This window comes from Microlunatus spumicola (genome assembly GCF_039536445.1).
Taxonomy (GTDB): Bacteria; Actinomycetota; Actinomycetes; order Propionibacteriales; family Propionibacteriaceae; genus Microlunatus; species Microlunatus spumicola.
In genome coordinates this window covers 132,435-157,681 of record NZ_BAAAYR010000007.1, presented here as the reverse complement: position 1 = coordinate 157,681, position 25,247 = coordinate 132,435, and the positions used below count along the sequence as shown (strand labels likewise).

Below are 25,247 nucleotides of genomic sequence, written 5' to 3'. Positions count from 1 at the left end.
CGATGGTCTACGTCAGCGGGTCGCCCTGCGGCAGGGCCGGCTCGCGGCGCAGGGTCACGACGGGGACGCCGACCTCGTCGACGCCGTGGTCGACGACCCGGAAGCCGAACCGGCGGTAGAGGGCGACGTTGCGCCGGCTCGCCGCTCCGGTGATGAGGCCCGCGGGGGCGCCCGTCGGGGCGGCGGCGAGGACCTGTCGCAGCAGGGCGGAACCGAGGCCGCGGCGCTGCTGGTCGGGGGCGACCATGAGGCGGCTGACCCACCAGGTGCCGTCGTCGCGCAGGGTTCCGCGGACGGTCCCGACGATGCGGCTGCCGTCGCGGGCGACGAGCACCGTGCCCGGCGTACGCAGGGACGCGGCGAGCTCGTCGAGGGTCTCGGTGAGCGGCGGGATGTCGATCGAGCCGTTGAGCCGACCCTCCGGCACGTACGCGGCGCGCTGCAGCGTGAGCAGCTCACCGGCGTCCGCGGGCGTCGCGGTCGTGACCGCGACGCCGTCCACCCCGTCGAGCGCAGCGGGGGCGAGGTCGGGCCGGACGCGGCGCGTGTGCTCCAGGGCCTGCTCGCGGCGCCAGGCGGCGATGGCGCCGTGGTTGCCCGAGAGCAGCACCGGGGGCACGTCGAGCCCGCGCCAGGAGGTGGGCTTGGTGTAGACGGGGCCCTCGAGCAGCCCGTCGTGCTCGGCCGCGTGGGACTCCTCGGTCAGCGACGCCGGGTTGCCGATCACGCCGGGCAGCAGGCGGACGACGGCCTCGAGGATGACGAGCACCGCGGCCTCGCCCCCGTTCAGGACGTAGTCGCCGATGCTGATCTCGTCGACCCGCACGCGGGTGGCGGCCTCCGCCATGACGCGGGTGTCGATGCCCTCGTAGCGACCGCAGGCGAAGACGAGGTGCTCCTCGGCGGCGAGCTCGGCGGCGACCGCCTGGGTGAAGCGGCGACCCGACGGGGTCGGCACGACGACACGGGTGGTGGCCTCCGCCTCGGGCGGCACGAGCGCGTCGAGCGCGGCCCCCCACGGCTCCGGGCGCATCACCATGCCCGCGCCACCGCCGTACGGGGTGTCGTCGACGGTGCGGTGCCGGTCGTGGGTCCAGGTCCGCAGGTCGTGGACGTCGAGCCCGACGAGGCCGGTCTCGATCGCGCGGCCGATCAGCGACAGCCGCAGCGGGGCGAGGTAGTCGGGGAAGATCGTGACGACGTCGGCCCTGAGGAGCGGCGTCAGCGGCCCCGTCGACGGAGCGGTCACGCGACCGGGTCGGCGTCCGGCTCGTCCGGCTCGTCGTCGGTGAGCAGGCCCGGCACGTCGGCGACGACCAGGCGACCGGCGGCCAGGTCGACCTCCGGCACGAGCGCGGTGACGAACGGCACGAGCCGGGGTCCTCCGGCGGTGCTGATCTCCAGCAGATCCTGGGGTCCGGGGTGCAGGACCGAGAGCACCCGTCCGACGGACGTGCCGTCGGGGGTCACGGCCTCGAGGCCGACGAGCTGGCGGTCGTAGTACTCGCCCTCCTCGGCCGGCAGCTCGTGCTCGGCCACGTCGGTCACGAGGACCAGGCCCCGCGCACCCTCGGCCGCGGTCCGGTCGACGAGCTCCTCGAAGCGGACGAGCAGACGCCCGGAGTGGTTGCGCGCCGACTCGACGGTCAGCACGCGGGTGGCGCCCTCGACGCGTAGCCGGGCGCCCGGCACGAAGCGGCGCTCCGGCTCGTCCGTGCGGACGTGGATCTCCACGTCGCCGCGGATGCCGTGCGCGCGCCCGAGCACGCCGACGACGACCTCGACCAGCTGGTCGGGGCCGTCGGGCGGCGTGCGGGTCACGCGGTGGTGGTGGGCTGCATCAGCCGCGGGGACGCCGCGTCTGCCGGTCCACGTCGACGAAGTCGATGCGGACCTGGTCGCGACCGGCCAGCGCACCGACGACGGTGCGCAGCGCGGTCGCGGTGCGGCCCTGGCGACCGATCACCTTGCCGATGTCCTCGGGGTTGACCCGCACCTCGAGCATCCGCCCGCGGCGCTGGTCCTTGTCGCGGACCGCGACGTCGTCCGGGTGGTTCACGATCCCCCGGACGAGGTGCTCGAGCGCCTCGGACAGCATCAGAACGCTTTGCCCGGGGTGCGCGTCGCCTCGGCGACGCCGGCGTCGGCGGCCTGCTCGGCCTCGGCGGGCGTGCCCTCGACCTCGGCGTCGGGCGTGCGGCCCGACTTCGTGGTCGTGGCGCTACGCGCCTCGGAACCGGCCTCGGCCAGCGCGGCGTTGAAGACCTCGAGCTTGTTCGGCTTCACCTTCTGCGGCTCGACGCCCGAGGGGGACGTGTCGCCGGAGAACTTCTGCCAGTCACCCGTGCGCTTGAAGATCGCGACGACGGCCTCGGACGGCTGCGCGCCGACGGAGAGCCAGTACTGCGCGCGCTCCGAGTCGACCTCGATGACCGACGGGTCGTTCTTCGGGTGGTACTTGCCGATCTCCTCGATCGCGCGACCGTCACGCTTGGTGCGCGAGTCGGCGACGACGATGCGGTAGTGCGGCGACCGGATCTTGCCCAGACGCTTCAGACGGATCTTGACAGCCACGTGTGTGGAAACTCCTGTACGTGTACGTGACCGGGCGTTCGAGCACCGGTCACGAGGTGGGTGAGCTCGGACGACGCGGTGGGTGTCGCGGCCGCCAGGGCTCGAGGGACCCGTGCCGGAGGACGTTGAGAGGGCGCCGACCCGCACGGATGCGGCCCCCATCATGCCAGACCGGACCAGGGACGGCACCATCCGCGCACCGCTGCGGACCTGGCCGCGTCCGCCCGGCCGGATCCGCAGCGAGGCGTCCGGCCACGGAGCCCGTCCGCGGCCCTCAGCTGGTGACGTCGCGGCGCAGGAAGCGCCGGACGGCGACCCCGACCAGGACCACGGAGTAGCCGACCGACCACAGCGCGCCCTGCGCCATCGCCGACCAGTCGACCGTCGGCGCGAGCGCGTCGGCCCAGGCGAAGGCGAAGTGCCCGGGCAGCGCCTGGCGCAGCCCGCCGAGGGCGCTGATCTGGTCGAGGATCGCGCACACGATCCACAGCACCACCCCGCCGCCGACCGCGGCCAGCGGGGCGTCGGTCGTCGTGCCCAGCAGGAAGGCGAAGGCCCCGACCACGGCGAGCGAGACGAACAGGTAGGCGACGACGACGAGCAGCCGGGCCAGCAGCAGCGGGTAGCCGAGCTGGTCGCCGGTCGGCCCGACGTAGGGGCCCCACCCGTACGCGAGCCCGCCGACGAGCAGGGTCCAGGCCGGCAGGAAGACCAGCGCCGCGAGGGTGAAGAGCCCGGCCGCCACGAGCTTCTGGCGCAGCAGCCGCTCGCGCCGTACGGGGGCGGTGAGCAGGTAGCGCAGGCTCGACCAGCTCGCCTCGCTCGGCACCGGGTCCCCGGCGAACAGCGCGACCACGACGACCAGCAGGAAGCCCGTCGAGGCGAACAGCGCGAAGACCACGAGGTTGGCCCCGCTGTCCTGGGCCAGGTCGACAAACCCCCGCGCGCCGCCGGCGTCGTCCCCGCCGACGGCGAACGCCGCGACCAGGACGAGCGGCAGCGCGACCAGCACGGCGAAGACGACGAGCGTCCGGCGCCGCGACAGCTGCCGGCGGACCTCGGCGGCGAGCGGCAGGGCCCGCCCCGGGCGCACGGGCGTGGTGGTCGGGGTCGTCACGAGGCGGCTCCGGCGGGTTCGGGCTCGGCGTCGAGCAGGTCCAGGAACGCCTCCTCGAGGCGTCGACGGCCGTCGCCGGTGAGCGTCGCGGTGGACTCGGACAGCAGCACCCTGCCCCGGGCCATGACGACGACGTGGTCGCAGGTCTGCTCGACCTCGGCCAGCAGGTGCGAGGAGACGACGACGGTGCGGCCGGCGGCGGCGTAGTCGGCGAGCACCTTCCGCATGGCGCTGATCTGCGGCGGGTCGAGCCCGTTGGTGGGTTCGTCGAGCAGCAGCAGGCGCGGGAGGCCGAGCATGGCCTGGGCGATGCCCAGGCGCTGCCGCATGCCCTGGCTGTAGCCCTTGACCCTGCGGTCGACCGCGCTACCCAGCCCGGCGATGGCCAGCGCCTCGTCGAGGTGCGCCTCCTCGATCGGCCGGCCGGTCGCCGCCCAGTAGGCGTCGAGGTTGGCGCGGCCGCTCAGGTGGGGCAGGAACCCCGGACCCTCGATGAGCGCGCCGACCGACGACAGCACGTCGGCGCCGGCGTGCACCGGGTGGCCCTCGACCCACACCTCCCCGCTGTCGGGACGGATCAGGCCGACGACCATCCGCAGCGAGGTGGTCTTGCCCGCGCCGTTCGGCCCGAGGAGCCCGACGACCTGGCCGCGCTCGGCGCGGAACGACACCCCGTCCACCGCACGGAACCCGTCGGCGTACGACTTCACCAGCCCCTCGACGACCAGCGGCACGTCCGCGAGCTCGGGCCGGTCGACCACGGCCCGCCGCGAGCGCCGCAGCAGCACCAGGCCGACGAGGGCGGCGAGCAGGACGAGCCCGACGCCGACGACGAGCGGCAGCGGGACGTCCAGCCGGCTGCCCCCGCTGGCCGTGAGCCCGCCGAGGTCGGGCAGCACGAGCGAGGGGCGGACGAGGGACACCCGGTAGGTCGCCGGGGCGACGGGACCCGCGTACGCGCTGTCCGTCGTCGCGAGCACCACCTGCAGCCGGTGCCCGACCGGGACCGTGTGCGAGACGACGGGGAGCGCGACCTCGACGGTCGTCGGGCGGCCGGGCGTGAGGCCCGTCAGCCGGACGGGGGCGACCGCGCGGCCCGGCAGGACGGTGGAGGTCGGCCGCTGCGTCTCGGGGTCGTCGGGGCCGAGGTCCCAGACGCTCGCGAACAGCACGGCCTCGCTCGTCGACGAGCTGACCTCGACCTGGACCCGGCCGCTGCCCACGAGGTCGTACGGGCGGGTGACCGGCGCGCTGGTGAAGGTCGCGGCCTGCCCCGGCAGCACGGCCAGCGGGTAGCCGGCCGCCGCGGCGGCGGCCCCGAGGGCGCCGCTGCCCGGCAGGTTCGTCAGGGCGCCCGGTCGGGCACCGGCGGGGTTCACGACCGTCTGCGGTCCGCCGTCGAGGGCCACGGTCCGGGTCGAGGGGGCCGCGCTCCCCCGGCCCGGGTAGGTGTCGGACCGCAGCTCCCGCGGCGCGCGGTCGTCGTCGTCCGCCTGGCCCACGAGCGCCGTCTCCGGAACCGTCACGGCGAAGGTCGGCACGGCCGGGGCCGAGGCGTCCCGCTTCAGGTAGCGGTCGAACCAGGCGGTCAGCCGGTCGAGCTGGGCGTCGACGGAGACGTCGCCGTCGTGCCCGCCCGGCACCCAGGCGGTGGCCGCCGGGGTCGAGGCCGGCAGCCCGCGCATCACGCGGTCGGCCTGGTCGAGCCCGAAGAGCGTGTCGTCCTCGCCCTGGATCATCAGCGTCGGCGCGGCGATCCGGCCGAGGTCGGGCGACGACCGCCGGGTCAGGGCCAGGAGGTCGTCGTCCGGGGTGCCCGTCCGGGCGGCGCCGAGGTAGGCCCGGCACACGTCCGCCGCGAACCGCCCGCAGAGGCTCGGCGTCGGGCTCTGGGTCGACGAGGAGCCGGAGGGTTCGGCGGGAGCGCCGTCGTCCGCCGCTCCCCCGGCCGACGCCGTCCCCGTGAACAGCGCCGCCGCCCACGCGGCCTTGAGCACGCCCGTCGGACCGGCCGGCGTCACGTCGCCCAGGGAGCCGGGGCCGCCGACGACCGCGTGCTGCGGGACGAGCGCGCTGGTCAGGTCGGCGTAGGTGAAGGCGGGCACGATCGCGTCGATCCGCGGGTCCAGCGCGGCGGCCTCGAGCGCGACCGCTCCGCCGTAGCTCGCGCCCGCGAACCCGACCACCGGGTCGTCCCCCACCCGCTCGACCTCCGGACGCGCGGCGGCCTCGTCGACCATCGCCACCGCGTCGCGGCCCTCGTACGCGGGGTCGTCCAGGTGGACCAGGCCGCCGGACGCGCCGAAGCCGCGCGCGGTGTAGACGAGCACGGCGTAGCCGTCACGGGCCAGCGAGCGGGCGGTCGGCAGGCTGTCGGCCTTGGTGCCGCCCAGGCCGTGCGCCAGGACGATCGCCGGCCGGGCCGTGCCCGGGGCGGTGGTCAGCAGGGTGGCGTCGAGCGAGACGGCGGTGCCGTCGGGCTCGGGGGTCCCGGGGACCTGCAGCACGGTCTCGGTCACGCGCTCGTCCGCGGCCTGAGCGGGGACGGCGGCCAGCAGCGGGACGAGGCCGACGACCAGCCCGCCGAGCACCGCGGCGACCCGGGAGGCCGGGCCCGGGCGTGTCCTAGGCAACGCGACGTCCCCGCAGGACCACGGCGGCGGGCGTGCTCAGCACCCGCAGGTCGGCGCGCGGGTCGTCCGCGAACGTCACGAGGTCGGCCGGAGCGCCCTCGGCGAGCACGTCGGGACGCCCGAGCCAGGCGCGCGCCCGCCAGGAACCGGCGCCCAGGGCCTGCTCGGGCGACATGAACGTCCCCAGCGCCGCCATCTCGCGGCCGACGATGCCGTGCGGGAGGTAGCCACCGGCGTCCGTCCCGGCGTAGATCGGCACGCCCGCGTCGAGCGCCGCGGCGAAGGTCGCGACCCGCCGGTCGTAGAGCGAGCGGATCCGCCGCGCGTACGCGGGAAACTTCGCGTCGGCGGCCTCGGCGAAGGAGGGGAAGTTCTCGAGCTGGATCATCGTCGGCACCAGCGCGACCCGGCGCTCCGCCATGAGGGCGATCGTCGGCCCGTCGAGCCCGGTGCCGTGCTCGATCCCGTCGATGCCGACCTCGACCAGCTCGCTCACGGCCTGCTCGCCGAACACGTGCGCGGTCACCCGGCAGCCGAGCTCGTGCGCGCGGTCGATGCCGGCCTTCGCCACCTCCGCGGGCCAGAGCGGCGTGAGGTCGCCGACCTCGCGGTCGATCCAGTCCCCCACGAGCTTGACCCAGCCGTCCCCGCGCGCCGCCTGCCGCTCGACGGCCGTGACCAGGGCGTCCGGCTCGACCTCGTCGGCGTAGTTGCGCAGGTAGCGCCTCGGGCGCGCGATGTGCCGCCCGGCGCGCACGATCCGCGGCAGGTCCTCGCGCTCGTCCATCCAGCGGGTGTCGGCGGGGCTGCCGGCGTCGCGCAGCAGCAGGGCGCCGGCGGAGCGTTCGGCGAGGGCGTGCTGCTCGGCGACCTCGTCGGGCACCGCCCCGCTGCTCTCCAGCCCGACGTGACAGTGCGCGTCGACCAGGCCGGGCATCGCGTACGCCCCGGGGACGGTCTCGGCGTCGCGGACCGGTGCGTACGTCACCCGCCCGTCGACGACCCACAGCTCACGCCGCTCGCCCTCGGGCAGGACGACGGCGGACAGGTGCAGGCGGGAGCCCGTCGAGAGGGTCAGCGAACGTCCCTAGCGGCCGAGGCGGTCGCGCAGGTTGGCCGGCAGCTGGAAGTTCTGCATGGCCTCCTGCAGCGCCTTCTCGTCCATCTGGTCGGCGCCGAAAGCGGCACCGGCGTCGACCGCGGGCGCGGACCCGGCCGGGTTGTTCCGCTTGGCCGGGTTGCCCGAGACCTTGTGGCCCTTCTTCTTCGCGGCCGGCTTGGCCGGGGCCTTCTTCGCGGCGCCGGGCAGGCCCGGCATCCCGGGCATCTTGCCGCCCGCGAGCGAGCTCATCATCTTGCGCGCCTCGAAGAAGCGGTTGACCAGCCCGTTGACGTCGGAGACCTGCACGCCCGCACCCTTGGCGATGCGCGCCCGCCGGGACCCGTCGATGATCTTGGGGTCGTCGCGCTCGGCCGGCGTCATCGAGTGGATGATCGCCTCGAGCCGGTCGACCTCGCGCTCGTCGATGTTGTTGATCTGCTCCTTGAAGTCGCCCATCCCGGGGAGCATCCCGAAGATCTTGGACAGCGGCCCCATCTTGCGGACCATCTGCATCTGCTGCAGGAAGTCCGCCAGGCCGAAGTCCTTGCCCTCCTTGGAGGTGAGCTTGGCCGCCGCCTTGGCCGACTGCTCGGCGTCGAAGGTCCGCTCGGCCTGCTCGATGAGGGTGAGCACGTCGCCCATGCCGAGGATGCGGCTGGCCATCCGGTCGGGGTGGAAGACGTCGAACTCGGTGAGCGCCTCGCCGTTGGAGGCGAACATGATCGGCTTGCCGGTGACCCGCGCGATGGACAGCGCCGCACCACCGCGGGCGTCGCCGTCGAGCTTGGTCAGCACCACGCCGTCGAAACCGACGCCCTCGGCGAAGGCGTTCGCGGTGTTGACCGCGTCCTGGCCGATCATCGCGTCGACGACGAAGAGGACCTCGTCGGGGTTCACCGCGTCGCGGATGTCGGCGGCCTGCTGCATCAGGTCGGCGTCGATGCCCAGGCGGCCGGCGGTGTCGACGACGACGACGTCGAAGAGCCGGCGCTGCGCCTCGAGGATGGACTGCTGGGCGACGGCGACCGGGTCGCCAACGCCGTTGCCGGGCTCGGGCGCGAAGACCTGGACCCCGGCCCGCTGGCCGACGACCTGGAGCTGGTTGACCGCGTTCGGGCGCTGGAGGTCGGCGGCGACGAGCAGAGGCGAGCGACCCTGCGACTTGAGCCAGAGCGCGAGCTTGCCGGCCAGGGTCGTCTTGCCGGCGCCCTGGAGGCCGGCGAGCATGATCACGGTCGGCGGGTTCTTCGCGAACCGGATGGTGCGGGTGTCGCCGCCGAGGATCGCGACGAGCTCCTCGTCGACGATCTTGATGATCGCCTGGGACGGGTTCAGCGCGCCGGTGAGCTCCGCGCCCTTGGCCCGCTCCCGCACGCGCGCGACGAAGTCGCGGACCACGGCGAGGTTCACGTCGGCCTCGAGCAGCGCCACGCGGATCTCCCGCGCGGTGGCGACGATGTCGGCCTCGCTCAGCCGCGTCTTGCCGCGCAGGTTCTTGAACGTCGCGGCCAGGCGGTCGGAGAGGGTGTCGAACACGGAGTCAGACTACCCAGCGCAGGCATCGGGACTAGGTTGACGCCGTGCGCCTGGTGACGTTCAACGTCCTGCACGGAGCGAGCCCCGACGACGGGCTCGTGGACCTCGACCGCTTCGCGGGGGCGGTGGTGGCCCTCGACCCCGACGTCCTGGCGCTCCAGGAGGTCGACCGCGGGCAGGAACGCTCGCACGGGGCCGACCTCGCCGCGGTCGCCGCGGAGGCGATGGGCGCCGCGACCACCCGCTTCGTCGCCGCCATGACCGGGGACCCCGGCCCGACCTGGCGGCCCGCCTCGCGCACGCTCGGCCCGGACGCACCCGCGTACGGGGTGGCGCTGCTGTCGCGCTACCCGCTCGTCGGCTGGCGCGACCTGCACCTGCCCCGGATCGCCCCGCCGGTCCCCCGGGTGCGTCGCGACCCCCGGCGGCTGGAGCTGGCCCGCGAGGAGCTGCGGACCGCCGTGGTCGCCCGCCTCGAGACGCCCGAGGGCCCGCTGCTCGTCGCTAGCGCGCACCTCTCCTTCTTCCCCGGCTGGAACCAGCTGCAGCTCTACGCGCTGAGACGGGCGCTCACCACGGGCGGCGCCGGCCGCGGGCCCGCCGTCCTGATGGGCGACCTCAACATGACGCCCCGCCCGGTACGCGCCGTCACCCGGTTCCGTCCGCTCGTCACCGCCGACACGTTCCCGGTCCACGCACCGCGCTTCCAGATCGACCACGTGCTGGCCCGCGGGGACGTCGGCGCCGTGGTCGACGCCCGGGCCGTCGAGCTGCCGATGTCGGACCACCGGGCCCTGGTCGTCGAGCTTGACCGCTCCCGGCTCGGATAAGACGGACGCGTGCCCGACCTCACCCTCCACCAGGTGCCCTACGACGACCCGGCCGTGGTCGCCCTCACCGCCCAGGTCCAGGCCTACTACCGCGAGATCTACGGCGGCCCGGACGACTCGCCCCTCGGCGACGAGGAGCTGGTGCCGCCGGCGGGGACCTTCCTGCTCGCCCGGCTCGACGGCGACCCGGCCGGCATGGGCGGCTGGCGCCGGATCGGCGCGGTCGACGCGCTCGGCGGGGAGCGGCCGGCCGAGGTGCGACGGATGTACACGCCGCCGGCCGCCCGGCACCGCGGCGTCGCCCGGGCCCTGCTGGGCGAGCTGGAGCGCACCGCGGCCGCGCACGGGGCCGACGTGATGGTCCTGTCGACCGGGGGCGTCCAGGCCGACGCGGTCGCCTTCTACCGCGCCTGCGGCTACGTCGACATCCCGCCCTTCGGGCACTGGGCGGCCTCGCCCGGCATCGTCTGCCTGGGCCGGCGCCTGACGGGCTGAACGTCACAGTCCGGTTCAGGAAGGGTGGCGGGTCACCCACGGTTGAAGGCTGCATGACCACGACACCCGAGAAGATCGTCTACACCGCCGCCGCCACCACGATCGGCGGCCGCCGCGGCGGGCACGCCACCTCCAGCGACGGGGTCCTCGACCTCCAGCTCAACGCTCCCAAGGAGATGGGCGGGCCGGGCACCGGGACCAACCCCGAGCAGCTCTTCGCCGCCGGCTACTCCGCCTGCTTCAACTCCGCCTTCGTCATGGTCGCCAAGCAGGCCGGCGTGAACGCCGACGACGCCCACGTCACCGCCAAGGTCGGCTTCGGCCCGGCCGGGCAGGGCTACGCCCTCACCGTCGACCTCGAGATCTCGGTCGCCGGCCTCGAGGTCGCGCAGGTCCAGGAGCTCGCCGAGGTCGCCCACCAGGTCTGCCCCTACAGCAACGCCATCCGCGGCAACGTCCCCACCACGGTCACCGCCGTCGCCGCCTGACCTTCCGGTCAACCGCTCCGGCGGGCAGGACGACGCCCCCTGAGCCCGCAACGCCCCCCGAGCCTGTCGAAGGGCCACGACGAGGTCGGCGTCTTCCACGCGAGTAGGTGGAGCCGACCTCTTCGAGGCCCTTCGACGAGCTCAGGGGGCGTTCTCGTCCCAGCCCGTTCGGCGCGCTCCGGGGGCGTTCTGGTCAGCCGGCCTCGGCGCCCAGCCGCCGGACGCCGACCTCGAATCCGTGGGCCCGGAGCCGCCGGGCGAGCCCGGGGCCGATCCCGGTCATCGGCGTGAGCACGCCGGCGGCGTCGGGCAGGTCGTCGTCGTAGGCCAGGGCGAGCGTCGACTCGCCGAGCAGCACCGCCGTGCCCTCGTAGCCCGGGTCGTACGGCGCCGCCACGCGGGCCGCGTACCGGGCCCCGGTCGTCGTGGTCGTCTCGACCTCGACCTCGAACCTCCCCCGGCGCCGCGCGCCCTCGCTCGGTCCCTCGCCGGGTGCGGGGAGCACGCGGTCGGCGACCGTCCGGGTGAGCGGGTTGGCCATCGAGCCCAGCAGGGTGGCCTGCACCGCGGCGACGACGGCCGCCGCACCCGCACCGACCGGGCCGCGGGCCGTGTCCACCACCTCGCGGTAGTCGAACCCCGGCCCGTACGCCCCGCCCAGCAGCGCGTCGGTCCGCAGCACGATCTGGCGGTTGTACGAGCCCATGACGAAGGGGGCCGACCAGACGCCACCGTCGTCGGCGCGGGCGAGGGTCGGGTGCCCGCCGCGGCCCCGGCCGGACGGCGCACGCCCGGTCAGCGCCTCCGGGTCGGCGACCACGCGCCGCAGGTCGCGCCGGTGCTCGACGGCGATCGCCTGCTGCCGCAGGGAGTCGACCGTCCCGCCGCTGACGCCGCCGCGCATGTCGCGGACGTGCAGCGTGGTCGAGGTGAGCGTCCCCTGGCCGTCGGCCGCGGCCCGGTCGGCCAGCAGCCGGACCCCCAGGTCGGACGGCACCGAGTCGAAGCCGCAGGAGTGCACGACCCGCGCACCGGAGGAGACGGCGAGGTCGTGGGCGGTGGCCACGCTGTCGCGGACGAAGAGGGTCTCGCCGGTGAGGTCGGCGTAGTGCGTGCCGCGCAGCGCGCAGGCCTCCACGACGGGGAGCCCGTGGCGGGCGTACGGGCCGACGGTGGAGGTCAGGACCCGCGTCCGGGTGGCCAGCTCGTCGAGCGCGGCCCGGCTCGTCACGTCGGTCGTGCACAGCTCCCAGGACGCGGCGGCGTCGCCGAGACCGTGGCGGACGGTCCGGAGCCGTTCGGGCGAGCGGCCCGCCAGCGCGATGCGCGCCCCCGCCGGTGCCGAACGGGCGAGGTGCGCCGCGACCAGCCGGCCGACGAAGCCGGTCGCCCCCAGCAGCACCAGGTCCAGCTCACGGTCGTCCTCGTGCGGCGTCACCATGGCCCCAGGAGAGCACAGCCGCCGGGCCGACCGCGGGTCAGGAGGTCAGGAGGCCTGCTCCAGCAGCGCGTCGACGAACACCTCGGCGTCGAACGGCGCGAGGTCGTCGACCCCCTCGCCGATGCCCACGAGCTTGACCGGCACGCCGAGCTCGCGCTGCACCTGGACGACGATGCCGCCCTTGGCGCTGCCGTCGAGCTTGGTCAGCACGATCCCGGTGACCTGGACGACCTCGCGGAAGATGCGGGCCTGGGTGAGGCCGTTCTGGCCGGTCGTCGCGTCGAGCACGAGCAGCACCTCCCCGACCGGGGCCAGGCGCTCGACGACCCGCTTGACCTTGCCGAGCTCGTCCATCAGGCCCGTCTTGGTGTGCAGCCGCCCCGCGGTGTCGACGATGACCACGTCGACCTCCTGCTCCACGCCGGCCCGGGTGGCCTCGTACGCGACGCTCGCCGGGTCGGCCCCCTCGGCGCCGCGGATCGTGGGCACGCCCACCCGGTCGCCCCAGGTCTCGAGCTGGTCGGCGGCCGCCGCGCGGAACGTGTCCGCCGCCCCCAGCAGCACGTCCTTGTCCTCGGCGACGAGGACGCGCGCGAGCTTGCCGACCGTGGTCGTCTTGCCGGTGCCGTTGACGCCCACGACCATGACGATCGCCGGGACCTCGGTGCGGGTGGTCGCGAGCGTGCGGTCCATGGTCGGGTCGACCAGGGCCAGCAGCTCCTCGCGCAGGATCGTGCGCGCCTGCCCGGGCTGGGCGACGCCCTCGATGCGGAAGCGGGTCCGCAGCCGTTCCACGAGCTCGGTCGTCGGCCCGACGCCGAGGTCGGAGGTGATGAGGACGTCCTCGAAGTCCTCCCACGTCTGCTCGTCGATCCGGTCGCGGCTGAGCAGCATCAGCAGCCCGCGGCTGAGCCCGCTGTCCCGTCCGGCCAGCCGGCGACGCAGCCGGGCGAGCCGGCTCTCGGCGGTCTCCGGGCGCTCGTGGACGAGCGGCGGGACCATCGGCTCGACCTCGACCGACTCCGGGGCCTCGGTCCCGGGGCGGTCGAGCAAGTCGACCGCGCCGGCCCGCTCCTCCGCGCCGTCCTGCGCGCCCGGGTGCCCGGGGGCGCCCGTGAGCGATCGCGTGTCACGCCCCCGGCGCAGCGCGCGCCGACGGGTGCCGGCGACCAGGCCGACGACGACGAACGCCGCGACGATGAGGCCGCCGACGAGGTACCAGAGCTCGGTGCCGTTCACCGGCTCATCCTAGGGGCGGGCCCGGGCCCGCCCGGCGTCCGTGGACCCTGCGTACGAGCAGGGCCGGACGGGTGCGTCAGACGACGTGCAGGCGGCGCAGCAGGCGCAGGAACGCCGGCGGCGGGGTGCCGTCGCCGTTCAGGTGCCGGGCCGCCTGGGCGAGCCGGGTCCGCAGCCGCGGGTGCCCGTCGATGCCGCGGCCCTCGAGGCCGACGACGACGAGACCGACGATGCCGGTGATGAGGGCGAGCAGCAGCAGGCTGGCGACGGCGATCGCGATCATGCGCGGGTGCTCTGGGTCATGGCGGGTGCCTCTTTCGACAGTCGGGTGTTCCGGGGAAGGAACTGCCGTACGACGCCTCGGCCCCCGAGACGTCTGACCCGATCGTGCGACGGACGCCCCGCCCGACGCCCGCGGACACGCCGCGCGTTGCTACCGATCCGGTAACGGCGACTCTCGGGCGTCCGGCGGGCCGCTCAGGCGACGGCCTCGGTCTCGCGCAGGCGCTGGGAGATGACCGCGGAGACGCCGTCGCCGCGCATCGTCACCCCGTAGAGGGCGTCGGCGATCTCCATCGTCCGCTTCTGGTGCGTGATCACCAGGAGCTGGCTGCTGGCCCGCAGCTCGGAGTAGATGTCGAGCAGGCGGCCCAGGTTGGTGTCGTCGAGCGCCGCCTCGACCTCGTCGAGGATGTAGAACGGGCTCGGCCGGGCGATGAAGAGCGACACCAGGAACGCGACCGCGACCAGGGAGCGCTCGCCGCCGGACAGCAGCGACAGCCGCTTGACCTTCTTGCCCGCGGGCCGCGCCTCGACGTCGATGCCGGTGGTCAGCCAGTCCCCCGGCTCGGTCAGCACCAGCCGGCCCTCGCCGCCCGGGAAGAGCCGCGAGAACACCCGCTGGAACGCGACCTCGACGTCGGCGTACGCCTCGGCGAAGACCTGCTCCACCCGGGCGTCGACGTCGGCGATGATGTCGACGAGGTCCTTGCGGGTCCGCCGCAGGTCGTCGAGCTGCTCGGCGAGGAAGCGGTGCCGCTCCTCCATCGCCTCGAACTCCTCGAGCGCGAGCGGGTTGACCCGGCCCAGCACGGCGAGCGCCCGTTCCGCCTTGCGGAGGCGTGCCGCCTGCTCCTCGCGGACGTACGGGCGGGGCGACGGCAGCTCCTCGCCCTCCTCCAGGTCCTCGGCGGCCGGCAGCGCCGAGCCGTCCGGCCGCGACAGCACCGGCACGAGCTGGTCGGGCCCGAACTCGGCCACGAGGACCTCGACGTCGAGGGCCAGCTCCGTCGCCGCCTTCTCCCGCAGGTTCTCCACCCGCAGCCGCTGCTCGGTGCGAGCCATCTCGTCGCGGTGCGCCTCGTTCACCAGCGTCTCGAGCTCCGCGGCGAGACGGCGGACCTGGGCCCGGCTGTCCGCCAGGACCGCGTCGGCCTCGGCGCGGACGGCGTCGACCTCGGCGCGCTGGGCGGCGGCGGCCGTCAGCGACCGCTCGACCAGGGCCAGCAGGTGCTCGGCCCCGGTGCGGACGGCGGCCGCGGTCTGGGCCTCGCGGCGCATCCGCTCGCGCCGCGCGTGGGCCTGGGCGCGGGCGTCGCGTTCGGCGCGTGCCGCCCGTCGCAGCGTCTCCGCGCGGCCGGACAGCGCCCGTACGCGCTCCTCCTGCGTGCGGAGGGCGAGCCGGGCGTCCATCTCGCCCGAACGGGCCGTCCGGGCCTGCTCGCCCAGGGCGTCGCGGGTGGCGGGGTCCGGCTCCTCGTCACCGGTCGACGCCTCGGCGGCGGCGAGCCGCTCCTGCAGGGCGACCAGGTTGGCGGCGTCGGACTCACGTGCGGCCTCGGCCTGGGCGATCGCGTCGCCGAGACGGCCGGCCTCCGCGGCCGACCCGCGGGCCTGGGCGCTGTGCTGGCCGAGCTCCTCGGCCAGCGCCGACATGACGGCGTCCGACTCGTGGAGCTGGGCGAGCGCGACGTCGACCGCCGCGGCGGCCTCGCGGTGCTCGTCCTCGACCGACGATCGGGCGAACCGCAGCCGGTCGACCGTGTGCTCGGCCTCCGCGAGCCGGTCCTTGGCCTCGTCGTAGACGGCCTGCGCCTCCAGCAGGCTCGGCTGCGCGCTCGAGCCGCCGCTGACCAGGTGCGCGGCCACGACGTCGCCGTCGCGGGTCACGGCCGTGATCTGAGGGTGCGCCTGCACGAGCGCGCGGGCGGCCTCCAGCGCCGGGACCACCGCCACCAGGTCCAGGGCGCGCTCGACCGACGGCCTGAGCCCCTCGGGCGCCTCGACGACGTCGGCCGCCCAGCGGGCACCGACCTCTTCGAGGCCCCCTTCGACAAGCTCAGGACGGCGCTTCGACAGGCTCAGGGGGCGTTCTCCCGCCGCGCCGCCGGACGCCCCGGCGACCAGCAGGCCCGCACGGCCCAGGTCCTCGGTCTTGAGGTGCTCCACCGCGGCGAAGGCGGCGTCCAGCCCGTCCACGGCCACGGCGTCGGCGACGGAGCCCAGGGCGGCGGCGATCGCGGTCTCGAGGCCCGCCTCGACGCGCAGCAGCGCGGAGAGGGACCCGAGCAGGCCCGTGGTCGGTGAACCCTCGGCCAGGAGGGCGGCCGCCGCGTCCTTGCGCTGCAGCCCGAGCCCGAGCGCCTCGACGCGGGCGGCGAGGGCCGCGCGTTCCTGGGCGGCCGCGTTCTCGGCGTCGCGGAGCTCTCGGCGACGGGCGGCGACGGTCTCGAAGGCGGCGACGGCCTCCTCGTGCCGGCTGTCGAGGCCGAGCTCGCCGTCGTCGAGCCCGGCGATCCGCGACTCCAGCGCGGTGAAGGAGAGGTTCGCCTGCTCGGCGCGTCGCTCGGCCTCGGCCCGGGCCGTGGCCAGGCGCTCGAGCTCCGCGTCCGTCGCCTCGCCGCGGCTGCGCAGCGCCTGGACCTGCCCCTGCAGCCGCACGAGCCCCTCACGCCGGTCGGCGGCGGCCCGGACGACCGCGGCGTAGCGCTGCTCCTCCGCGCGGTGCGCCTCCTCCGCGGCGGTGCGGGCGGCCGTGGCCTCGGTGAGCGCGGCCGTGCGGCGCGCGACCTCGGCGAGCAGCTCCGCCTCCTGGGCGGCCACGTTGGCGGCCTCGGCCTCGAGGGCCTCGGGGTCACGGCCGGTCCGCACGTCGGCGGGCTGGTCGCTGGCGTGGCGGACGCGCTCGGACGCGATCGAGATCGTGCTCGTGACGCGCTCGCGCACCGCGGCCAGGGCGTACCAGGTCTCCTGGGCGGTGCGCTGCCGCGGCGTCGCCTCGCGCAGCCGCTCCTCGGCGGCCGCCTCGGTCTCCCGGGCGGCGGTCAGCGCGGTCTCCACGGTCGCGCGGCGGGCGAGCAGGGCCTCGGCGCCCGCGACCTCGGACTCCAGGGCGAGCGTCGCCTGCACCACGTCGTCGGCGAGCAGCCGCGCCCGCGCGTCGCGGGCCTCGGCCTGCACGACGGCCGCCTTGCGCGCAACCTCCGCCTGCCGGCCGAGCGGCTTGAGCTGGCGCCGGATCTCGGTCAGCAGGTCGGCGAGGCGCTCGAGGTTGCCCTCGCAGGCGTCGAGCTTGCGGAGCGCCTTCTCCTTGCGCTTGCGGTGCTTGAGGACGCCGGCCGCCTCCTCGACGAAGCCGCGGCGGACCTCCGGGGTGGCCTGCAGGATCGTGTCGAGCTGCCCCTGCCCGACGATGACGTGCATCTCGCGGCCGATCCCCGAGTCGCTCAGCAGCTCCTGGACGTCGAGCAGGCGGGCGGGGCGGCCGTTGATCGCGTACTCCGAGCCGCCGTTGCGGAACATGGTCCGCGAGATCGTGACCTCGGCGTACTCGACCGGCAGCGCGCCGTCGGTGTTGTCGATGGTGAGCGCGACCTCGGCGCGACCGAGCGGCGCGCGGCCGGCGGTCCCGGCGAAGATGACGTCCTCCATCTTGCCGCCGCGGAGCGACTTGGCGCCCTGCTCGCCCATGACCCAGGCGAGGGCGTCGACGACGTTCGACTTGCCGGACCCGTTGGGGCCGACGACGCAGGTGATGCCCGGCTCGAAGGTCAGCGACGTCGCCGAGGCGAACGACTTGAACCCCCGCAGGGTGAGGTTCTTCAGGTACACGCCATGCCTCTCCGGTCCGCGCTCGGCGGTCGAACGGGTCGGTCGCACGGGCACGGCCCCTGGTCAGGGGCACGTCGCGCGAACCGCCGGGGCGGAGAGCCGTACGGGACGGCCCGCCGGAGGAAGCCCCGGTACGAGGCCGTCAGGCTAACCGCGCCGCAGCCCCGGGACGGGCACCGCGCGCGGCGTGGCGGTCAGGGCCGGCGTACCGGCCGAGCTGCTGGTGCGGCTGCGGCCGGTGGTGCTGCTGGTGCCGTCGGGGAGGACGGCACGGGCGCCACCGACGTCGGGGCGGTGCCGTCCCGCTCCTCGGCCACGCCCTCCTCGGTGAGCGTCGGGTGCTCGCCGCCGCGGACGGAGGAGAAGGTCCACAGCTTGTTCAGCACGAACGACACCGGCACGGTGACGACGATGACGATCAGCTGGGCCCAGTAGAACTTGGTGCGCAGCCCGGTCGAGTTGTCGAAGACGTCCGAGGGCAGCGACAGGAACGAACCCGGGTGCATCAGGAGGGTGAGGATGCCGAGGCCGACGAGCTGGGCGCCGAGGCCGACGGCCAGGAACGGCCCGTACTCGCGCCACCAGCCCGAGTGCTGGGCGCTGCGGAACGTGAACCGCCGGTTGAGCTGGAAGTTCCAGAGGTTGGCGACCAGGAAGGCGACCATCGAGAACAGGTGGTACCAGCGGATGTTGAACGCGGTCAGCGGCAGGTCGACCGCCACCGCCTCGAAGTTGGGGCCGGTGCGCTTGAGCAGCACGCTGACGAGCAGGTTCACGAGCACGCCGGAGCCGCCGACCAGGCCGAAGCGGAACAGCAGGTTCCAGTTCTGCCGGTGGCGCACGAACACGTAGTGGCCGAGGCGTCTCACAGTGTCCTCGACGATAGCGCCGGGCGGATCGTTCCCCGGCGCGACGCCCGGCAGGCCGGGTGGCGGGTCCGGACGCTCACACGGCCCGCGCGGACGCGACCGGGGTGCGCTGGCAGCGGGGGCACCGGTAGGAGGACCGGTTCATGAAGGGCTCCCGCTTGACCAGGGCACCGCAGCGCGGGCACGGGCGTCCCTCCTGGCCGTAGACGGCGAGCGCCCGGTCGAAGTAGCCGCTGGCTCCGTTGACGTTCACGTAGAGGGCGTCGAAGGAGGTGCCGCCGGCCTGGAGCGCACGGTTCATGACGGCCGTGGCCGCGAGCAGGACCTCGCGGGCCTTCGGTGCCGACAACGCCCACGTGCCCCGCGCGTAGTGCGTGCGCGAGAGCCACAGCGCCTCGTCGGCGTAGATGTTGCCGATGCCCGAGACGACCTGCTGGTCGAGCAGCGCGCGCTTGACCCCCGTACGCCGGGCGCGGATCCGGCGCACCGTCGCCTCCAGGTCGAAGGCCGGGTCGAAGGGGTCGCGCCCGATGTGGGCGACCTCGGCGGGCAGCTCGGCGCCGCCCGGGGACAGCGACAGCCCCCCGAACATCCGCTGGTCGACGAACCGCAGCTGGACCCCGGAGTCGAGGTCGAAGAGCACGCGGGTGTTGGCGACGAGCGGCGCGTCGGGCGCGTCCAGCCGGAACTGCCCGCTCATGCCGAGGTGGGCCAGCAGCGCGTCGCCGTCGGCGAAGGGCAGCCAGAGGTACTTGCCGCGGCGGGCGGGTTCGGTGAACGTGCGTCCCGTCAGGACGGCCGCGAAGTCGTCGGCGCCGGCGAGGTGTCGGCGCACGGGACGCGGGTGCAGCACCTGCACCCGATCGACGCGGCGCCCGGTGACCCCGGCCACGAGGCCGCGGCGGACGGTCTCGACCTCGGGCAGCTCAGGCACGGTGCGTCGGTCGGGACGAGGAGGGCGAGCGGGTGGTGGTGCGCGTCGGCGTCAGGCCGAGACGCCGTCGACGGCGACGACCTGGCCGTCGGTCTGACCGTCGACCTGCCCGTCGGTCTGCCGGGCCTTGAGGGCCGCGAACGCGAGGGCGGCCGCGTTCTGCTCGGCCTCCTTCTTGTTGCGCCCCGCACCGGGGCCGAAGTCGAGCGAGTCGACCGCCACGGTCGCCGAGAACGACTTCGCGTGGTCCGGGCCCGACTCGACGACGCGGTAGACGGGGACGCCGAGCCCGGAGAGCGACGCGATCTCCTGCAGGCTCGTCTTCCAGTCCAGGCCCGCGCCGCGGGTGGAGACGTCGGCCATGAGGCCGTCGAAGAGGTGGTGCACGAAGCGCCGGGCGGCGTCGATGCCGTGCTCGAGGAACACGGCGCCGATCAGCGCCTCCATGGTGTCGGCCAGGATCGAGGACTTGTCCCGACCGCCGGTCGTCTCCTCGCCGCGCCCGAGGTGCACGAGCGCGCCGAGGTCGAGGCCCCGGGCCACGTCGGCGAGCGCGCGCGAGTTCACGACGGCCGCCCGCAGCTTGGCGAGCTGACCCTCCGACAGGTCGGGGAAGGTCGTGAACAGGTGCTCGGTCACCACCAGGCCGAGCACGGAGTCACCGAGGAACTCCAGGCGCTCGTTCGTGGGCAGCCCGCCCTGCTCGTACGCGTACGAGCGGTGCGTCAGCGTGCGTTCGAGCAGCTCGGGCGCGAGGACGAGCCCGAGCTGATCGAGGAGCGCGCTGGCCGGCAGCTGCACCACGACGGAGGACGTCGTCAGGACTCGAGGACCTGGCGACGGAAGGCGCGGGTGCCGTACGTGCCGCAGTTCGGGCACGCCGTGTGCGGCAGGTGCTTCTGCCGGCAGGCCGGGTTCTCGCAGGTCACGAGGGTCGGCGCGGTGGCCTTCCACTGCGCGCGACGGCTCCGCGTGTTGCTGCGCGACATCCGCCGCTTCGGGACTGCCATGATCTCTCCTCGCTCGCCCGCCTCAGCGGGACACGTCCTCGCCCTGCGCAGGGCCGGACTGATTGTACGGATGGGAATCGGGTGGCTCCACCCCAACGGGGTCGGGAGCGGGGGCCAGGGCGCCGAGCGCGGACCAGCGCGGGTCCGTGTCGGCGTCGTGGTGGTGGCCGGGGTGGTCGTCGAGCCGCACGCCGCAGGTCGGGCACATGCCCGAGCAGTCCGGGGTGCAGAGCGGCTGGAAGGGGAGGTCGAGCACGACGTCGTCGCGCAGCACCGGCTCGAGGTCGACGAGGTCGCCCTGCAGGAGGCTGACCTCGTCGTCGTCCTCGTAGCCCGCCTCGCTGCTGGCGTCGTGGACGAACAGCTCCTGCACGTCCACCTCGATCGGCAGCCGCACCTCGCGCAGGCAGCGGACGCACTCGCCCACCGCCTCCATCGTCGCGGTGCCGGTGACCAGCACGCCCTCGACGACGGACTCGAGACGCAGGTCCAGGTCGATCGGCGAGCCCTCGGGCACGCCGATGACCTCGATGCCCAGGCCGGCGGGCGCGGGGACGGTCGTGGTGACGGTCGACATCGCGCCGGCGCGGCGCCCCAGCACGCGGGTGTCGAAGACCAGCGGGGAGCGACGGTCGGCGGAGCGCTGGGACGCACTCATGACAGCTCCTCGGTCGACCTGGTGGTGGTGGAGGGGTCCGTGTTCGTCACCCTCGGGGTCCGGCTCTCCGCACCGAGCTCTCCTCGGCGGGCGGACCGACCTTTGATCTTAGCGGGGCCGGACCCCCGCCTCAAGCTCGCGCGGCACGGCCGGACTTCCGGCCGGGTCCGACGGCGGGCTCAGGCGTGCGTGCGGCCGGCGTCCAGCCCGCTGCGCTCGGCGAGCCGGGCCCGTGCCGTGTGCACCTGGCTGGTGGTCTTGTGCAGCACCGACTCGAAGCTCGCCATCCGCGAGTCGATGAAGAGGTCGGTCTCGCGGCGCAGGGCCTCCGCCTCGGCCTCGGCGTCGGCCTTGACCTTGGCCGCGATCTCCTCGGCGACCCGGGCGACCTCGCTCGCGCGGGCCAGGGCCTCGGCCTCCTCGCGGGCCTGCTCCTTGAGCCGCTCGGCCTCGGCCTCGCCCTCGGCGATGGCGGACTGGCGCTCGTCGATGACCTGCTGGGCCCCGGCGATCTCCTCGGGCAGGTTCGCGATGACGTCGTCGATCGCGTCCAGGACCTCGCCCCGGTTGACGACGCAGGACGCCGACATCGGCATCGAGCGCGCGTTCAGGACGAGCTGGCGCAGCTGCGTCAGCTTCTCCTCCGCCGTGGTGGTGGTGGCGACCATGTCCCTGCCTTCGTTCCTCGGTGCGCGTGCGTGCCTGCGGGCGGCGCCGGAGCCCCTGCCGGGCGTGCCCTCGGGGGATGTCCCGCCGCTCCCGCGATCACCCAGCATAGGGACGACCGGCGCCCGCCGCCGACCGCGCGCGGCCTCAGCCGGGCGTCTGCACCTTGGCCCGGACGCTGGCCGCGACCACTGGCGGCACCAGGTCGGAGAGCTCGCCGCCGAGGGCCGCGAGCTCGCGGACGCGCGTCGAGGAGACGAAGGACAGCTCGGGCGCCGTGGGCAGGAACACGGTGTCCAGCCCCGTGAGCCGACGGTTGAGCTGCGCCATCTGGACCTCGTAGTCGGTGTCGGACGCGCCCCGCAGGCCCTTGGTGACCACGGTGGCCCCCCGCGCGGTGCAGAAGTCGACGAGCAGCCCGTCGAACTCCTCGACGGTCACGTTCGGGAAGGGCGCGCAGACCTCCACCAGCAGCCCCACCCGCTCGACGGCCGTGAAGAGGGACCGCTTGCCCGAGTTGCGGCCGACCGCGACGACCAGGTGGTCCACCAGGGCCGCGGCCCGGCCGATGACGTCGAGGTGGCCGAGGGTCACCGGGTCGAAGGAGCCCGGGCACACGGCGGTCGTCATGGCCCGACGCTAACGGGTGCGTCGCCGGGTGGGGCCAGCGTCGCGAAGTGCAGGACGGTCTCCCCGTACGCGCGCACCCAGCTGTCGTCGACCCGGTCCGGCCAACGGGGCTCGGGCGAACGGCTGGACCGCTCGAGCACCAGCAGACCGTCCGGCGCCAGCCAGCCGTGCTCGACCAGGTCGGCGACGACGGCGTCGAGCCGGTCGCTCGCGAGCGCGTACGGCGGGTCGGCGAACGCGACGTCGTACGCCTGCTCCGCGGCCGTGCGGGCCAGGCTCTCGACGCCGAGCGTGCGGACCGTGGCGCCGAGCGCGAGGGAGGCGACGTTGCGGCGGGCGAGCGCGGCCGTCCGGGCGTCCTGCTCGACCAGCAGCACGGGCGCGGCGCCGCGGCTGGCGGCCTCCAGCCCGATGGCGCCGGACCCGGCGTAGAGGTCCAGGAAGGCGATCCCGGCCAGGGCCTCCGCCGGCGGCCCGGCCGCCGCGCCCGCCCAGGAGGCCAGCGCGGAGAACAGGGCCTCGCGCACCCGGTCGCTCGTCGGGCGGGTGAGCTCCCCGGACGGCGTCTCCAGCCGCCGGCCGCCCCGGCTGCCGGCCACGATGCGGCTCACGAGCGCTCCAGCCAGTCCCCGGCGGCCCGGCGCTCGACGTCGGTGACGATGTCGGACAGCCCGGGGTCGTCGGCCAGCACGGGGTCGGCGACGCAGCGCACCGCGATCTCCCGCGCCTGCGCGATCAGGTCGGCGTCGTCGAGGACGCGCAGCAGCCGCAGGCTCGACCGGCGGCCCGACTGGCTCGACCCGAGGACGTCGCCCTCGCGGCGCTGCTCGAGGTCGACCTCGGCCAGGGCGAAGCCGTCACGTGTCCCGGCCACCGCGGTCAGGCGCTCGCGGGCGGGCGTCCCCGGCTCGGCCTGGGTGAGGAGCAGGCAGACGCCGGTGTGGCCGCCGCGCCCGATCCGGCCGCGCAGCTGGTGGAGCTGGGAGATGCCGAAGCGGTCCGCGTCGCAGATGACCATGACCGTCGCGTTGGGCACGTCGACGCCGACCTCGATGACGGTGGTCGCCACGAGGACGTCGGTCTCCCCCGCCGCGAAGCGCGCCATCACCGCGTCCTTCTCGTCGGCCGGGAGCTGGCCGTGCAGCATCTCCACCCGCACCCCGGACAGCGCGCCGGCCGCGAGCTCGGCGTAGAGGTCCTCGACCGCGGCCGCCGGCGGCGCGTCCTCGGGCACGAAGCCGCTGCCGTCCCCGTCGCTCACCGCGGGGCCTTTGTCCTTGGCCGTCGACGAGATCCGGGCGCAGACGACGTACGCCTGGTGGCCGGCCGCGACCTCCTCGCGCACGCGGTCCCAGGCCCGGTCGACCCACGTCGGCTGGCGGCGCACGTCCACGACCACGGAGGTGACCTCGGCGCGGCCCGCCGGCAGCTCGCGCAGCGTGGAGGTCTCGAGGTCGCCGAACACGGTCATGGCCACGGAGCGCGGGATGGGCGTCGCGGTCATCACGAGGACGTGCGGCCGGGCGGTGGCTTTGGCGCTGAGGGCCGCACGCTGCTCGACCCCGAAGCGGTGCTGCTCGTCGACCACGACCAGCCCGAGGTCGGCGAAGGCCACGTCCTCGCTGAGCAGGGCGTGGGTGCCGACGACCAGGCCCGCGGTGCCCGACGCGACCTCGGCGAGCGCCGCCCGCCGGCGGGCAGCCCCGAGCGAGCCGGTCAGCAGCACGACGCCGGTGGCGTGCTCCGCGGCCCCGAGGGTGCCGACCTCGGCCAGGTCGCCGAGCATCCGGGCGATGGTGTGGCGGTGCTGGGTGGCCAGGACCTCGGTCGGCGCGAGCAGCGCCGCCTGCCCGCCGGCGTCGACCACGGCCAGCATCGCGCGCAGGGCGACGAGGGTCTTGCCGGAACCGACCTCGCCCTGCAGCAGCCGCTGCATCGGGGTCGGGCGCGCGAGCTCCTCGAACAGCAGGTCGCCCACCTCGACCTGGCCGGCGGTCAGGACGAACGGGAGGCGGGCGTCGAAGGCGTCCAGCAGCCCCCCGCTGCGCCGGGGCCGCGGCGTCGCCCCGTGCGCCGCCGCGTCGGCCCGTCGCCGGGCCATCGTCAGCTGCAGCGCGAAGGCCTCGTCGAAGCGCAGCCGCTCCAGGCCCTCGTCGGCCCGGTGGCGGTCCTGCGGCTGGTGCACGGCGCGGAAGGCCTCGCCGAGCTCGACCACGCCCGCCTCGCGGCGTACGGCCTCGGGCACGGGGTCGGGCCGGCCGGCCACCGCGTCGAGCGCGAGCCCGACGCAGGACCCGATCGTCCAGGTGCGCAGCTTGCCCGTCTGGGGGTAGATCGGCACCAGCGCGCTGCCGGTGATCTTGGCCATGTCCTCGTTGCGGGCCGCGCCGCCGACGACCGTGCCGTCGTCGCCGAGGATCACGAAGTCGGGGTGCGCGAGCTGGAGGGTCTGGTTGAAGACCCGCACCTTGCCGGCGAAGATCCCCCGCGCGCCGGGCTGGAGGTCGTTCTGCCAGTAGCGGATGAGGTGCGGCGTGCCGAAGAACGTGAGCGTGAGGTAGCCGCGGCGGTCGGTGACGACGACCTCGAGCCGCGGCTTGCGCCCCGTGTGCTGCCCGGCGCTCGGCAGGTTGTGGGCCCGGACCGAGCGGACCTCCGCCAGCACCGCGACCTCCTCCTCCGGCTGCAGCGTGGAGAGGTCCGACAGCTCGGTGCCCGAGAAGTACTTGCGGGGCACCAGGTGCAGCAGGTCGCCGACGGTCCGGAGCCGCAGGCCCTCGAGCTGGGTCGCGGTCCGCCCGCCCACCAGCGCGTCGAGGCGGGCGTCCAGCTGCCGGAAGGTCGGGGTGCGCCACAGCGCGTCCGCAGGACGCACCTCGGGCGCCGCACCGGTACCGGTCTTGTCCTTCACCGCT

General features: G+C 75.1%; 24 protein-coding genes. 3 read left to right on the top strand and 21 right to left on the bottom strand.

All coding sequences use genetic code 11. The features are described from left to right. Positions 1–7 precede the first annotated feature (7 nt). The 8 genes from trmD to ffh form a co-directional block, all read right to left on the bottom strand. Positions 8–1,249: a tRNA (guanosine(37)-N1)-methyltransferase TrmD gene (gene trmD, locus ABD665_RS20800; protein WP_344742996.1), complete on the bottom strand. Its 1,242-nt coding sequence runs from the start codon at positions 1,247–1,249 to the stop codon at positions 8–10. Further along, positions 1,246–1,821 (bottom strand): ribosome maturation factor RimM, encoded by a 576-nt coding sequence (rimM, locus tag ABD665_RS20795; RefSeq protein ID WP_344742994.1) that lies wholly within the window; start codon positions 1,819–1,821, stop codon positions 1,246–1,248. Before rimM ends, trmD begins: the two co-directional genes overlap by 4 nt. A 19-nt stretch (positions 1,822–1,840) precedes the next feature. Beyond that, positions 1,841–2,098, bottom strand: coding sequence for an RNA-binding protein (locus ABD665_RS20790; protein ID WP_204912998.1), 258 nt, complete (start codon positions 2,096–2,098; stop codon positions 1,841–1,843). Then, positions 2,098–2,574 carry a 30S ribosomal protein S16 gene (rpsP, locus tag ABD665_RS20785; protein ID WP_204912999.1) on the bottom strand — a complete coding sequence of 159 codons (477 nt, stop codon included), beginning with the start codon at positions 2,572–2,574 and terminating at the stop codon, positions 2,098–2,100. Before rpsP ends, ABD665_RS20790 begins: the two co-directional genes overlap by 1 nt. A gap of 274 nt (positions 2,575–2,848) precedes the next feature. Next, positions 2,849–3,691: an ABC transporter permease gene (locus tag ABD665_RS20780; protein WP_344742991.1), complete on the bottom strand. Its 843-nt coding sequence runs from the start codon at positions 3,689–3,691 to the stop codon at positions 2,849–2,851. Beyond that, positions 3,688–6,324 (bottom strand): alpha/beta fold hydrolase, encoded by a 2,637-nt coding sequence (locus ABD665_RS20775; RefSeq protein WP_204913000.1) that lies wholly within the window; start codon positions 6,322–6,324, stop codon positions 3,688–3,690. Before ABD665_RS20775 ends, ABD665_RS20780 begins: the two co-directional genes overlap by 4 nt. Further along, a complete protein-coding gene (locus tag ABD665_RS20770; RefSeq protein WP_425562197.1) occupies positions 6,317–7,312 on the bottom strand; it encodes an amidohydrolase family protein in 996 nt (331 codons plus the stop codon). Before ABD665_RS20770 ends, ABD665_RS20775 begins: the two co-directional genes overlap by 8 nt. A gap of 99 nt (positions 7,313–7,411) precedes the next feature. After that, positions 7,412–8,962 carry a signal recognition particle protein gene (ffh, locus tag ABD665_RS20765; protein ID WP_204913001.1) on the bottom strand — a complete coding sequence of 517 codons (1,551 nt, stop codon included), beginning with the start codon at positions 8,960–8,962 and terminating at the stop codon, positions 7,412–7,414. A gap of 44 nt (positions 8,963–9,006) precedes the next feature. Between ffh and ABD665_RS20760 the strand changes: the two genes are divergently transcribed. Genes ABD665_RS20760 through ABD665_RS20750 form a run of 3 tightly spaced genes read left to right on the top strand, consistent with a single transcriptional unit; the run spans position 9,007 to position 10,775 of the window. Next, complete coding sequence (locus ABD665_RS20760) at positions 9,007–9,792, top strand: endonuclease/exonuclease/phosphatase family protein (RefSeq protein WP_204913002.1); 786 nt, start codon at positions 9,007–9,009, stop codon at positions 9,790–9,792. 9 nt (positions 9,793–9,801) lie between these two features. Next, positions 9,802–10,287 (top strand): GNAT family N-acetyltransferase, encoded by a 486-nt coding sequence (locus tag ABD665_RS20755; protein WP_204913003.1) that lies wholly within the window; start codon positions 9,802–9,804, stop codon positions 10,285–10,287. Positions 10,288–10,340: 53 nt separating this feature from the next. After that, positions 10,341–10,775 (top strand): Ohr family peroxiredoxin, encoded by a 435-nt coding sequence (locus ABD665_RS20750; RefSeq protein WP_204913004.1) that lies wholly within the window; start codon positions 10,341–10,343, stop codon positions 10,773–10,775. 193 nt (positions 10,776–10,968) lie between these two features. Here the strand turns inward: ABD665_RS20750 and ABD665_RS20745 are convergent, their stop codons facing one another. The 13 genes from ABD665_RS20745 to ABD665_RS20685 form a co-directional block, all read right to left on the bottom strand. Beyond that, a complete protein-coding gene (locus ABD665_RS20745; RefSeq protein ID WP_204913005.1) occupies positions 10,969–12,216 on the bottom strand; it encodes a saccharopine dehydrogenase NADP-binding domain-containing protein in 1,248 nt (415 codons plus the stop codon). Between the two features lie 45 nt (positions 12,217–12,261). Next, positions 12,262–13,455 carry a signal recognition particle-docking protein FtsY gene (ftsY, locus tag ABD665_RS20740; protein ID WP_204913006.1) on the bottom strand — a complete coding sequence of 398 codons (1,194 nt, stop codon included), beginning with the start codon at positions 13,453–13,455 and terminating at the stop codon, positions 12,262–12,264. A 76-nt stretch (positions 13,456–13,531) separates the two neighbouring features. Continuing rightward, complete coding sequence (locus tag ABD665_RS20735) at positions 13,532–13,738, bottom strand: hypothetical protein (protein WP_204913007.1); 207 nt, start codon at positions 13,736–13,738, stop codon at positions 13,532–13,534. A 194-nt stretch (positions 13,739–13,932) separates the two neighbouring features. Then, entirely contained in the window at positions 13,933–17,565 is a 3,633-nt protein-coding gene (smc, locus tag ABD665_RS20730) for a chromosome segregation protein SMC (protein ID WP_204913008.1), read from the bottom strand. Positions 17,566–17,759: 194 nt separating this feature from the next. Continuing rightward, a complete protein-coding gene (locus tag ABD665_RS20725; RefSeq protein WP_204913009.1) occupies positions 17,760–18,434 on the bottom strand; it encodes a GtrA family protein in 675 nt (224 codons plus the stop codon). A 76-nt stretch (positions 18,435–18,510) separates the two neighbouring features. Beyond that, on the bottom strand, positions 18,511–19,368 hold the full coding sequence (mutM, locus tag ABD665_RS20720) for a bifunctional DNA-formamidopyrimidine glycosylase/DNA-(apurinic or apyrimidinic site) lyase (protein ID WP_204913010.1): 858 nt from the start codon (positions 19,366–19,368) through the stop codon (positions 18,511–18,513). A gap of 51 nt (positions 19,369–19,419) precedes the next feature. Then, on the bottom strand, positions 19,420–20,172 hold the full coding sequence (rnc, locus tag ABD665_RS20715) for a ribonuclease III (RefSeq protein ID WP_344742984.1): 753 nt from the start codon (positions 20,170–20,172) through the stop codon (positions 19,420–19,422). A 14-nt stretch (positions 20,173–20,186) separates the two neighbouring features. Continuing rightward, a complete protein-coding gene (rpmF, locus tag ABD665_RS20710) occupies positions 20,187–20,378 on the bottom strand; it encodes a 50S ribosomal protein L32 (protein ID WP_204913011.1) in 192 nt (63 codons plus the stop codon). A gap of 22 nt (positions 20,379–20,400) precedes the next feature. Next, positions 20,401–21,036, bottom strand: a complete 636-nt coding sequence (locus ABD665_RS20705; RefSeq protein WP_204913012.1) for a YceD family protein — start codon at positions 21,034–21,036, stop codon at positions 20,401–20,403. 179 nt (positions 21,037–21,215) lie between these two features. Beyond that, the gene (locus ABD665_RS20700) at positions 21,216–21,704 is read right to left on the bottom strand and encodes a hypothetical protein (RefSeq protein ID WP_204913013.1); all 489 of its coding nucleotides are present in this window, start codon (positions 21,702–21,704) and stop codon (positions 21,216–21,218) included. A 145-nt stretch (positions 21,705–21,849) separates the two neighbouring features. After that, positions 21,850–22,332 (bottom strand): pantetheine-phosphate adenylyltransferase, encoded by a 483-nt coding sequence (coaD, locus tag ABD665_RS20695; protein WP_204913014.1) that lies wholly within the window; start codon positions 22,330–22,332, stop codon positions 21,850–21,852. After that, positions 22,329–22,943, bottom strand: a complete 615-nt coding sequence (gene rsmD, locus ABD665_RS20690; RefSeq protein ID WP_204913015.1) for a 16S rRNA (guanine(966)-N(2))-methyltransferase RsmD — start codon at positions 22,941–22,943, stop codon at positions 22,329–22,331. The genes coaD and rsmD overlap by 4 nt, the downstream gene beginning before the upstream one ends. After that, entirely contained in the window at positions 22,940–25,207 is a 2,268-nt protein-coding gene (locus ABD665_RS20685; protein ID WP_204914775.1) for an ATP-dependent DNA helicase RecG, read from the bottom strand. Before ABD665_RS20685 ends, rsmD begins: the two co-directional genes overlap by 4 nt. Positions 25,208–25,247 lie beyond the last annotated feature (40 nt).

Coding starts and splice junctions, on each gene's coding strand:
- ABD665_RS20705 (WP_204913012.1), bottom strand. CDS start 21,036: ATGAGTGCGTCCCAGCGCTCCGCCGACCGTCGCTCCCCGCTGGTCTTC.
- ABD665_RS20790 (WP_204912998.1), bottom strand. CDS start 2,098: ATGCTGTCCGAGGCGCTCGAGCACCTCGTCCGGGGGATCGTGAACCAC.
- ABD665_RS20735 (WP_204913007.1), bottom strand. CDS start 13,738: ATGATCGCGATCGCCGTCGCCAGCCTGCTGCTGCTCGCCCTCATCACC.
- ABD665_RS20750 (WP_204913004.1), top strand. CDS start 10,341: ATGACCACGACACCCGAGAAGATCGTCTACACCGCCGCCGCCACCACG.
- ABD665_RS20700 (WP_204913013.1), bottom strand. CDS start 21,704: ATGGTCGCCACCACCACCACGGCGGAGGAGAAGCTGACGCAGCTGCGC.
- rpmF (WP_204913011.1), bottom strand. CDS start 20,378: ATGGCAGTCCCGAAGCGGCGGATGTCGCGCAGCAACACGCGGAGCCGT.
- coaD (WP_204913014.1), bottom strand. CDS start 22,332: ATGACGACCGCCGTGTGCCCGGGCTCCTTCGACCCGGTGACCCTCGGC.
- ABD665_RS20745 (WP_204913005.1), bottom strand. CDS start 12,216: ATGGTGACGCCGCACGAGGACGACCGTGAGCTGGACCTGGTGCTGCTG.